Consider the following 12,061-nt stretch of genomic DNA (forward strand, 5'->3'; position numbering starts at 1 on the left):
AGTGGCACAGCATTAATCTGCGGTTACATGTTTGTAGTCCTGGACTAATCTGAGGTTTGTTAAAAACCTGCATTTGTGTTCAATCATCATATTATTCTACGGAAAACAGCAATTTTCATTGCTAGCAATCAACTCTCGCCGATTTGCATCACTAGAAGCGTTCCTGTAATATGATAACAGAGGTTGCATAGCTAAGCTAATGCAAATCCACGCAAAGGCAAAATTTTGGGAGTGAAAACATTGTAAAACCGTGCATAGAATAGGTCGGGCAGGGTTCATGTCAGGACTGTCATTTAGTAGTCTTCCAGGTACAAATTGAATTCATCTGGGCGTTTTACGTCAATTCTACGCTTCTGGCACAGGTTTTGCCGATTAGATACCGCGTATGGAAAATTTAACAAATTCAGGTAGCTCCGGACGATTAATCATAGTTGCTTATCGATTACCCTTCAAATTAGTCCGGGAAAACGAACAGGTCCGTCTGTTCCAAAATTCGGGAGGACTTGTATCGGCGGTGTTATCTCTTGTAAAAGACACCCGGATGCCCAAGTTTAACGCCCATGAAAAGATTCAGTGGGTAGGGTTTTCAGAGAATACGAGAGAAGAACTGGAAGGGCAATCGCTTGCAAATGAAGAGTTTCAGGCACACCCTGTCTTTATTCCCGATGAAGTAAATGAGAATTATTATGAAGGTTTTTGCAATAACCTGATCTGGCCGCTTTGCCATTATTTCCCTTCCCTTGCCCGATTCAATGATGAATATTTCGAAGCTTATCAAACTGCCAATAGGCTCTTTTTTGAAAAACTGGATGAAATACTGGAACCGGACGACACGATCTGGGTGCAGGATTATCAGTTGATGCTGCTGCCGGGCATGATCCGTCAGAAATATCCTTCGAACAAAATCGGGTTCTTTTTTCACATTCCGTTTCCGTCTTATGAGCTTTTCAGAATGCTGCCGGTAAGGTGGCGGAAAGCGCTGGTCGACGGGATACTTGGTGCCGATGTGGTTGGATTTCATACCAATGATTATGTTGAATATTTCCTGAAAGCTGCGCGCCTCGTTTCTGAATATGGAAACAAGCTGCATTATATTAATATGAGTAACCGGATCGTTAAAGTCGATTCATTTCCGATCAGTATTGATTTTGAAAAGTTCAACGCGGCATTCGATGAACCGGAAGTGGTACAGGCGCGAAACGATGCGCGGCAGTCGCTGAAAGAAAAAGTGATCTTTTCGGTTGACAGGCTCGATTACTCAAAAGGTATTATCCACCGGTTGAAAGGTTATCAGCGGTTTTTGGAAAGATATCCGGAGTGGCACGAAAAGGTGTCGTTTGTAATGGTAGTAGTGCCTTCGCGCGATACGATCGAGCAGTACCAGCAGATGAAATCGGATATTGACCAGACCGTAGGCAAGATCAATGCAGATTTTGGCAATATATACTGGCAGCCGATCATTTATCAATATCGTTCTATGCCTTATCACGAACTGGTGGGCATGTACACAGCCAGCGACGTGGCGCTTATTACACCTGTGCGCGACGGGATGAACCTGGTGTGTAAAGAATATGTAGCCAGTCGCAAGGATCGGAAAGGTGTGCTGATACTCAGTGAAATGGCGGGAGCTGCGGCGGAGCTGGGCGAGGCAATCATTATCAATCCGCTCGACAGTCAGGATATTGCCGATGCGATCCAGCAGGCGTTTGAAATGCCCGTCGAAGAGCAAACCAAACGAATGGATGCGATGCGCGAGCGTATTAAGGATTACGACGTCTTCGCGTGGACCAATGATTTTTTTACCCAAATGACAATGCTAGAACAAGAACACGACAGATTGCGTCAGGTATTTCTGAACACCAGTGGTATCGACGCGATCAGACAAGCTTACGAAGCTTCAAGCGACAGGATTCTATTTTTCGACTACGATGGTACGCTTGCGCCGATCGTGGCGGATCCGGCGAAGGCTATTATTTCCGAAGATGTAAAAAAACTGATCGGTGAGATCGCCAAGCGCGATACCGTTGTAATCGTGAGTGGCCGTGATAAACAATTCCTGGGCGATCTGTTCAATGATCTGCCTGTACATATTATCGCAGAACACGGCGCGCTCGTAAAAACGAAAGGTTCGGAAGAGTGGGTGATGAATGCGGATTACGAGGAAGGCTGGAAAGAGAGTATTCGCCCGATTATGGATATGTATGCGAAAAGGTGCCCCGGCGCTTTTGTGGAGGAAAAAGAAACTTCACTCGCGTGGCACTACCGTACGGCCGACGAAAAAGAATATGCGACCAGGCGAGCGCAGGAGCTTTTGTGGCAACTCAAAAATTACATTCAGCCGGAGCTTAATTTGCAGGTGATCGACGGAAACAAGGTTGTGGAAGTCAAAAAAACTGCATTTAATAAAGGTACGGCGACGCGGATGTTCGTAGATAACGGAAATTATGACTTCGTGCTCGCGATTGGTGATGATACTACCGATGAGGATATGTTCGAAGCGTTGCCGGACACTTCATTTACGATTAAGATAGGTGACGATCTGTCTGCCGCCCGCAATCATATCAGAAGCCAGGAGGAGGTATTTCATTTCCTGACGTTTATGGTTTCTTCGGTTTCTGAGTAGTGCTTCTTTATTCTTGTGAGATAGATTGGAATCTATTAAAGCCCGGCAAAAGCTGCCGGGCTTTTCTGTTTTAACGCATTAGGCAGCGCTGGCTGACGAGAAGTCACCAGCCTCGTTCAGGTTTTCCAACTTGATAAAGTGACAAACATAACCCGCCGACCGCAAAGTGGACTGGATCAGGGTGAAATCCGATAATTCCGAGGTAAGGGTCAACATAAACTCCTGGAAATCGTAAGCCCAATGTTTCACATTAAGCTGTTTAAGGCAATCGTGCAGTCTTTGGAAAGACTTGTTATTTTGTATTCGTGTTCTGAATGATATCTTGTACTTACGGGCCATTTTTTTGATGAAGGATATTATTTGATAAAACCGGCATTCGCCGCTGCTCCGAACTGTGAGTAAATATCGTACTTATTTATAATTAATCCAAATAAGTACGATGACAAGGACGCTTTAATAAAAAAGCTTCGCAACCGGAATTCTTTTCCAAAGTTGCGAAGCTTTTTTGATAATACTTTTATTATAATATTAAGAAAGTATTAGATTTTATAAATTCAGTCTCATCGAAACTTAACACTGTCAGTTCCAGGCGGAACGCAGGAATTCCACCCAGTTTTTCCACATAATTTTCTCTATATCAGCTGCCGAATAGCCGCGTGCGGCGAGCAGGGAAGTGATCGACTGTAAATCAGCGATCGAATTCAGATCACCCGGCGACTGTTCTTTCCCATAAGCACCATCGAGATCCGAACCAATACCTACGTGGTTTGCATTACCAGCGATCTGGCAGATGTGATCAATATGCTGAACGATATGCTCAATTTTCAGTCCGGTACTTTCCGGGGTCGATACTCCTCGTACCCAGCCGGGGATCATCATCCAGGCGTCGAAAGCCATTCCGATCACTGCATTCCGTTCCAGCAGCGTTTTAATCATCTCGTCTGAGAACTGCCTGTTGTGCGGGGTGATCGCCCGAACGAGATTGTGGCTCGCCCACACAGGTCCTTTGTAAATATCCATTGCTTCCCAAAAGGCAGTGTCGCACAAATGCGTCGCATCGAGGATCATGTTCAGGTTATCCATTTCGCGCAGCAGGTCTTTTCCTTTTTGTGCCAAAGGAGCATCAGAATCTGTACCATACGCATATACGCCGGGTCCGTAATGCGCCGGACCGATCGCCCGCAGCCCGTAAGCGTAAGCAATTTCAAGGTTTTTCAGACTGATCAATGAATCGGCACCTTCCAGGCTCAGTATGTAGCCGATCGGGAGATTTTCTGTCGATGATGCATTTTCCCAAAGCGCGAGGTGTTTGGAAAGCTGGTCGAAAGTAGTGATCTGAAACATCTCGCCAGCTTCTTCCATCGCCTTATACCAGGCAATCTGCGCCTGGCTCTGCGCCCAGGCCTGTGCCTGCGAATGCCAGCCGGGAATTTTACTGTCGGGCTTCACGTACCGCGCAATTTGCGTAGCCACGCAAACACCTATATTGCCTTTCCGCATTTCCGGCAAACTCACAACACCTTTGCCGCGGTCGGGTTTATCGGTCAAATTTTTCTCCCTGTCCCTGATTGTGTAAAGGTCCTGGGTCAGGTCACGGTTCCACTCCACGGCGTTCATGGAAAGGTCAAGGTGTGCGTCAAATAAAAACATCTTTGTGATTAATGTAGGTTAAATACTCAGCCTTCTGTTTCGGGCCACTATTTTCCATTCCGCCTTCACAGCGCCGTCTTCGATTATCGTTGCAAAATCATGTAATGCGACGCTCGGGCAAATATGGTAAGGCAATGCGTACAGCACGTCGCCAATACTGACCGAATCCCAAACTTCCGCAGAAACCTGCAATACGCCGTGCTCCTCACTTTGTCCGACGACGGTATAGCCGTTGAGATTTAGCAGTCGGAAGCGGTTTTCTATCGGGTTTTCGGCGGCGATCGCTTTGTGTCCGAGGTCGATCGTAACGATTCCGGCTGTGGGTTTAGATACTACGCGGGTCAATATCAATGCTGCATGTTCAAAAGGTTGCCCGTCGAAACGGTCGCCGTAACCATAGTCCCAAAGTACGTTTGTGCCCGGACTAAGGAAAACATTGTCGCGCAAAGCATGCACAGTAAAGGAAGGCGAGCCGCCTGTAATGATCATCGGGTCGCGACCAATATCGTTTTTAACAAGGTCGATCAACGGAAGGACAGAATTAAACGCTTCGTCTGCCGCTGCTTTACGCTCCGAAAACTCGGGATTGCGGATGTGACCATCGTATATATGCAGTCCGCCAAACTCTACATGCGAAAGCGTTGTGAGATACCTGTACAGTGATAGCAGCGTGACATCGGTAGGGTGCCCCGACCGGTTCATTCCATTATTTACATCCAGAAAAACGGAAACTTTCAAACCCTGATCCAATGCAACCGCATTCAGTTGATCAGCTGACTTTTCGTTGTCTACCAGCGAGGAAAATGTAACGTAAGGAAACGCATTCTTCAATTTGAATAGCCGGGCAATATTTGGCCCAACCATTTGGTAAGAGATCAGAATCCATTTTGCGCCGGCATTTGCCAGCATTTCCGCTTCCGCAATCGTCGCGCATTTGAACTTACTGATTCCCTGTTCGAGCTGGATAGCAACAATTTCTGCGCATTTGTGCGTCTTAATATGCGGTACCAACCTGTCGGCGCCACCTGCAATACTGATCATACTCCGCACATTATGCCGGATCCTGTCTTCATAAAATAGGAGCGAAGGCGAAATGACTTCGTCGGGATTTTTAAGTTGATACCACATATTAATGATTGAATGATCGAATGACTGAATGACTGAATGACTGAATGTTCTCTATTCAATCATTCAATCATTCAGTCATTCAAAATTAAACTACTTCTCTTCCAGCTCAAACATCGCCTCAATCTCCACAGGGATATTATCCGGCAAGCTGCCCATTCCAACCGCGCTTCTTACTCCGATTCCGTTTTCTTCGCCCCATACCTTTGCGAAAAGCTCGCTGGCTCCGTTGATGATAAAGGGATGTTTTTCGAAATCCGGCGTGCAGTTAACCATACCGAGCACTTTAACTACTCTTTTCACACGGTTAAGGCTGCCCAGATTGGCTTTCAATGTCGACAAAATCGCCAGTCCTACCTGACGAGAAGCAAGCTTTCCTTGCTCTGCATCCATGTCTTTGCCAATGCGACCAATGATCAGGGATCCGTCGTCCTGCACAGTTCCATGGCCGGAGACGTAAACCCAGCGTTTGTCGACAATCAATAATGGTTTGTAAACGCCGACCGGTTTCGGGGCGGGAGGAAGGTTCAGGCCAAGGGCCGCAAAATTTGCTTCTGGTGTATTTTCCATTATGGTTGTATTTATCCGTTCGTTGAAACGAACGGGTATTGATTTTGAATTTTAATAGATAAGGCAATCAATTTCCGTTCTTTTCAAAGAACGGTTACGGGTCTATCGCAACGCGCCACCGCCATCAATTTCCGTTCTTTTCAAAGAACGGTTATAGGTCTATCGCAACGCGCCGCCGCCATCAATTTCCGTTCTTTTCAAAGAACGGTTATAGGTCTATTGCAACGCGCCACCGCAATCAATTACCGTCCGTTTCAACGTACGGCCCGAGGCTTAAAGGAACAAATTTAACACCAAAACCCCCAGCAATCCCATTACGGACACGATTGTTTCCATTACGGACCAGGTGAGGAGCGTGTCTTTAATGCTGAGGTTGAAGTATTCTTTGAAGAGCCAGAAGCCACCGTCGTTGAGGTGAGAGAACATCAAACTTCCTGATCCAATGGCAAGTACGATCAATTCAGGTTCCACATTCGCATTCACCAGAAGGGGCGAAAGGATGCCAACGGTGGTTAATCCCGCAACAGTTGCCGAACCGACACAAACCCGGATTACGGCCGCAATCGACCAGCTTAATATCAGTGGAGAAATATCAATTCCTGCCAGACTTTCGGCAATGTAGGTACTTACGCCGCTGGCAGTCATGATTTCTTTGAACACACCTGCACCTGCAATGATAAGCAAAATCACGGACACACCTTTGAAGGCTTCCTCCATCGATTTGCTGATCTTTTTCATATTCATGCCGCGCGCAATGCCGAGCGTATAAGCAGCAAAAAGTACGGAGATCAGCATTCCGAAATAGGGCTCAGCGAGCAGACCGATGATCTTGTTGTCGGGATAATAGCGCTTGATCGCAGACATGGCTGTCAGTAAAAAGACGGGAAGTAGAGCAGTAATAACGCTGATCCCGAGTCCCGGTAGCTCGGCGGCCGGTCTTGGTTTTACATTAAAAAGATCTTCGTCGGGTTTGGGCTGAAACCTTTTTAAAGTACTCCCAAAAATTGGCCCTGCTACTGCGATGGCGGGAATGGAAACGAGGATACCATACAGTAACGTCTGTCCCAGATCCGCATTGAGCTGACTGGCTATAGCCGCGGGCGACGGGTGGGGCGGGAGATAACCGTGCGCAACTGATAATGCGGAAAGCATCGGGATACCAACATAAAGGAGCGGAAGCCGGGCAGTAGCGCTGATCATGAAGATTAATGGAATCACGATCACGAAACCTGCATTATAGAACAGCGGGATACCGATCACAAAACCGGCCAGCGCCATTCCCCATTGAATGTATTTTTGACCAAAGAGACCAATCAGTGCGTCGGTTATCCTTTGCGCCGCGCCGCTGTCGGCTACCATTTTACCCAGCATCGCCCCAAAACCTACGATCAGCACCAGGTCGCCGAGTGTGCCGCCGACACCTTTTTGAATCGCCGTACTTACAGTCGCTACACTCAGCCCGCTCGCCAGGCCCAGTCCGATGGAGACGAGCAGAAAGGAAATGAAGGTGTCGATTTTTAGCCAGGCGATCAGGAGGATCAATGCCAGGATCGCAAAGAATGTAAGTAATAAGGGCATAATTGAAATGGTAGGAAAGTAAGCTTGATGTAATAAGTTGGAAGAAAGAGATTTTTAATGATAGATGCCAATTTAGTTTTAATTGAAGCGGTTTTTGGCCTAAATGGCGGCAGATCATCGATATAGGGCGGGCCGCTCCAAATAGCATAAAAGATAGTTGCTAGAATGCTTTAAAATCGCGAAATTTGACTTTTTACAAAGGGTATTATTGCATTAATTCACTGAGCAGTTGAATATTTTCAATCTCTCATTTTAACAAATTTCGATTCTTTTCTAACACTTTATGGCAGAATCTTCTGGTGAAAACATTATCCCAATTAATATTGAGGATGAAATGCGTGGGGCTTACATCGATTATTCGATGTCCGTCATTATCTCCCGCGCGTTGCCCGACGTTCGCGATGGCTTGAAACCGGTTCACAGGCGGGTTCTCTACGGAATGTCGGACCTGGGCGTGAATTACAATAGGTCCCATAAAAAATCAGCTCGTATAGTAGGGGAGGTTTTAGGTAAATATCACCCTCACGGTGATTCTTCGGTATATAATACAATGGTACGTATGGCCCAGCCGTGGTCGCTGCGCTACCCGCTGGTTGACGGTCAGGGTAACTTCGGATCTGTCGATGGGGATAACCCGGCGGCGATGCGGTATACGGAAGCCCGACTGAAAAGGATCGCAGATGAATTGCTGAATGACCTCGGAAAAGATACAGTTGATTTCCAGCCTAACTTCGACGATTCTTTAAGTGAACCTTCTGTTCTGCCTGCCAAATTCCCGAACCTGCTTGTAAATGGTTCGTCCGGTATTGCGGTAGGTATGGCCACGAATATGGCGCCTCACAATCTTTCGGAGGTCATCGACGGGGTTCTGGCTTATATTGACGACAACGAGATCACTATCCCGCAATTGATGGAGCACGTAAAAGCTCCTGATTTCCCGACGGGGGGTATTATATATGGTTACAGCGGTGTTCGTTCCGCGATGGAAACCGGCCGGGGCAGCATTATCATGCGCTCGAAGGCGAGTTTTGAAGTTTCGAAAACCGGACGCGAGCAGATCATTATTACCGAAATTCCTTACATGACGAACAAGGCTGCGATGATTGAAAGGATCGCGGGTTTGATCAATGATAAGAAACTGGACGGAATATCTGATATCCGCGACGAATCTGACAGGGACGGAATGCGCATTGTCTTCGATCTGAAAAAAGATGCGATCCCTAATATCGTACTGAACCATTTGTTCAAGTACACACCTTTACAAAGTTCTTTCGGGGTAAATAACGTGGCGCTTGTAAAAGGCCGACCGGTATTGCTGAACCTGAAAGACCTGATCAAACATTACGTAGATCACCGGGTTGTTGTTATCACTCGCCGCACGGAATATGAACTAAGAGAAGCTGAAAAGCGCGCGCATATTCTGGAAGGTTTGATCATCGCATTGGATAATCTGGATGCGGTAATTACCCTGATCCGCAGTTCGCGCGATCCGGAAGCTGCGAAAAGCGGTTTGATGGAGCAATTCGCACTGAGCGAGATCCAGGCAAAAGCGATTCTGGAAATGCGTCTGCAAAGATTGACCGGTCTGGAAAGAGACAAGATCGTTAAAGAATATGACGAGATCATGCTTCTGATCACAGATTTGCGCGACATTCTTGCTAACGAATACCGCAAGTTTGAAATTATCAAAACAGAGCTTGGTGAGATCAAAGACCGTTACGGCGACGAACGCAGAACGAAAATCGAATTTGCAGCAGAGGAATTCAGTGACGAGGATATGATCCCTGATGACGAAATGCTCATCACGATTTCAAATGCCGGTTATATTAAAAGAACACCTTTGTCGGAATATCGTACGCAAACAAGGGGAGGAGTTGGCTCACGCGGTGTTAAGACAAAAGACACTGACTTTACAGAGCACCTTTTCTCGGCCACTATGCTCAACTATCTGCTGATCTTTACAGAATATGGTAAGCTGTTCTGGATGAAAGTATATGAAGTGCCGGAAGGAAGCAAAACTTCAAAAGGGCGGCCTATTCAAAACTTGATCAGTCTGGAAAACGGCGACTCTATCCGTTCTGTAATAAATGTGCGGACTTTGTCGGATGAGGATTATATCAACAATAATTATCTCATTATGTGTACCCAGCAGGGCACAATCAAGAAAACCTTGCTGCAGGCATATTCACGTCCGAGAGCAAATGGTATCATTGCGATTTCTATCAATGAAGGTGATAGGCTGCTCAACGTGGCTTTGACCAATGGAGACAATGATATTGTCATTGCGTCTAGTGCCGGCCGTGCAGTTCGTTTTAACGAAAAAGGGGTTCGCCCGATGGGAAGGACCGCAGCCGGTGTGCGGGGTATTAACCTGAACGATCCTGACAACAAGGTGATCGGTATGGTTTGTATCAATCGCGAAGATGCGCAACTGTTGGTTGTTTCTGAAAACGGTTTTGGAAAGCGCTCGGATATAGATAGTTACCGCATTACAAACCGTGGCGGAAAGGGAGTTTCTACCATGAACGCAACTGATAAGGTAGGTAAGCTGGTAGCAATTCGCGAAGTAACGGAGCAGGACGACCTGATGATCATTACCAGAAATGGTATTGCAATCAGAATGAGCGTGTTGGATATTCGTTTGGCTGGAAGAAATACGCAGGGGGTGAAGCTGATCAGGCTGAACAATTCTGACGAAATCACTTCGGTGACGCGCATTCTCAAAGATCCTGACGAGAAGGCGGAAGAGCTGGACGAAGAAGGCAATGTAATCGTAATGCCTCTGTCGGAAGCGATCGCGGCGGGTGAAATAGTTCTGACTGACGAGGAGGATGAAGAGCTGGATGAAGATGTGATCGAAGACGATGAGGAAGACGAAAATGAGGCTCCTGAGGAACCAGAGGCATGATTTTTGTAAAAATTATATTAATTGATTTATATTTAGCATTCGAACAACCAATCACAATCAAAGTAAATATTTATGAAAAGACTGATTTTTGTATCTGCACTAAGCCTTTTCAGCTTCGCAGCATTTTCGCAAGACGACGCTGTTAGCAAGGCTCTGGTAGACGGATTTCGAAAGGAAAAAGAGAAAAGCGATAAAGATGTGACTGATCCAAAGGCTAGTGCGAAAGCATCGTTCTGGATGGAGCGCGCAAAACTTTATGAAAACATCGCTTCTCAGGCTTCCGGAGTTGACTCAAGTGCAGCAAAAACTGCTATGGAGGCTTACAAAAAAGTAGTAGAGCTTGACGTAACCAAAAAAGGAGAGCCTGGAAAATCTTCTAAAGAAGCGACCAGTGCACTTACAGCAGGAGAGGGTACTCAGTTGTTCAATGCTTTTGTAAAACAAGGTGCTGAAAAATACCAGGCTAAAAACCTTAACGGGGCATTGGAAATGTTCACACTTGCTCAGGATATCAACAAAAAAGATACTTTGGCATCTTTGTACGGTGGTATCGCGGCGCAGCAGTTGGATAAGAAAGAAGAAGCTAAAAAATCTTTCGAAGCTTATGCTGCAAATGGTGGAAAAGATCCAAGCGTATTTTATGGTTTGGCTCAACTATACCGTGCTGAAAATAACTTCGACAAAGCAATCGAAACCTTGAATACAGGTTTGAAACAAGCTCCTAACAATAAGGACTTGAAAGCGGAGATCGTGAACATTCTGTTGGCTTCGGGTAAAGAAGATAAGGCTATCCAGGAACTGGAAGCTTTGGCACAATCTGACCCAAAAAACACGCAGAACCTCGTTAACCTCGCTATTTTGTATGACAACATGCAACGTACAGCTAACGATTCGATCAAGCAAATGTCAAGCAAAATGGGCACTGGAAACAAATCAGCTGCTGCTATGACTAAAAACCTGGAAAGTGAAAAAGGTAAGATCGAAGTATATGACGGAGAGGTAAAACGTATCAGCGGGCTGATCAAAAAACAGCCAAAAAATGCTGATTTGAAACGCCAGCTTGCTGATGTGAACGCGAAAAAGAAAGAAACACTTGAAGCGATCGCGAAAATGGAGGGTGAAGTTAGCGCAGCCAAAGCATCAGCAGCAAGCAGCGACAACGCCGGAATGGAAAAACAACTTGCTGACCTGAAAGCCAAACAAGCAGATGCAAGCAGTAAAGCAATGACCAACTACAAAAAAGTGTTGGAAATTGACGCTGCTAACTACGATGCACTTTACAACTTGGGAGTATTCTACTTCAACGAAGCGGTTATCCTGAAAGGCGAAGTGGATAACATGAATATGACTGAATATCAGGCAAAAGGTAAAGAAATTGAAGGTCGTGTTTGTGGTAAATTCAAGAAAGCGAAACCATACTTCGAAAAAGCTATTCAAGCAAAAGACGAGGCTGAGGCGAAAGAAACCTTGGGAATTGTTAACGGAGTGTTGGAGCAATTTGCCAGCAAAAACGTAGCCTGTGTAGAGGAGTAATCCTTTCAGGTTTTAATATTTTAAGGGAGGGCGCTGATATCAGCGCCCTCTTTTTTTGCGGCTTTCGTTTTTTT

The 12,061-nt window shown here is 46.0% G+C and carries 8 protein-coding genes; 3 read left to right on the forward strand and 5 right to left on the reverse strand.

The window, feature by feature from the left end; translation table 11 throughout:
- Positions 1-385: 385 nt before the first annotated feature.
- Positions 386-2,623 (forward strand): bifunctional alpha,alpha-trehalose-phosphate synthase (UDP-forming)/trehalose-phosphatase, encoded by a 2,238-nt coding sequence (locus LZG94_RS09690; protein WP_233791707.1) that lies wholly within the window; start codon positions 386-388, stop codon positions 2,621-2,623.
- Positions 2,624-2,701: 78 nt separating this feature from the next.
- Here the strand turns inward: LZG94_RS09690 and LZG94_RS09695 are convergent, their stop codons facing one another.
- From LZG94_RS09695 to LZG94_RS09715, 5 genes are all read right to left on the reverse strand, one after another.
- Positions 2,702-2,872: a hypothetical protein gene (locus LZG94_RS09695; RefSeq protein ID WP_233791708.1), complete on the reverse strand. Its 171-nt coding sequence runs from the start codon at positions 2,870-2,872 to the stop codon at positions 2,702-2,704.
- A gap of 330 nt (positions 2,873-3,202) precedes the next feature.
- Positions 3,203-4,273 (reverse strand): dipeptidase, encoded by a 1,071-nt coding sequence (locus tag LZG94_RS09700; RefSeq protein WP_233791709.1) that lies wholly within the window; start codon positions 4,271-4,273, stop codon positions 3,203-3,205.
- Positions 4,274-4,291: 18 nt separating this feature from the next.
- Entirely contained in the window at positions 4,292-5,401 is a 1,110-nt protein-coding gene (locus tag LZG94_RS09705) for a D-TA family PLP-dependent enzyme (protein WP_233791710.1), read from the reverse strand.
- Between the two features lie 90 nt (positions 5,402-5,491).
- Positions 5,492-5,968, reverse strand: coding sequence for a RidA family protein (locus LZG94_RS09710; protein WP_233791711.1), 477 nt, complete (start codon positions 5,966-5,968; stop codon positions 5,492-5,494).
- Between the two features lie 273 nt (positions 5,969-6,241).
- Positions 6,242-7,546 (reverse strand): gluconate:H+ symporter, encoded by a 1,305-nt coding sequence (locus tag LZG94_RS09715; protein ID WP_233791712.1) that lies wholly within the window; start codon positions 7,544-7,546, stop codon positions 6,242-6,244.
- A gap of 283 nt (positions 7,547-7,829) precedes the next feature.
- On the opposite strand from LZG94_RS09715, the gene gyrA reads away from it, so the two are divergent.
- A complete protein-coding gene (gyrA, locus tag LZG94_RS09720) occupies positions 7,830-10,454 on the forward strand; it encodes a DNA gyrase subunit A (RefSeq protein WP_233791713.1) in 2,625 nt (874 codons plus the stop codon).
- A 72-nt stretch (positions 10,455-10,526) separates the two neighbouring features.
- Positions 10,527-11,987 (forward strand): tetratricopeptide repeat protein, encoded by a 1,461-nt coding sequence (locus LZG94_RS09725; RefSeq protein WP_215233193.1) that lies wholly within the window; start codon positions 10,527-10,529, stop codon positions 11,985-11,987.
- The last annotated feature ends 74 nt before the right edge of the window (positions 11,988-12,061 follow it).

Source organism: Dyadobacter sp. CY343 (assembly GCF_021390335.1).
Classification (GTDB): domain Bacteria; phylum Bacteroidota; class Bacteroidia; order Cytophagales; family Spirosomataceae; genus Dyadobacter.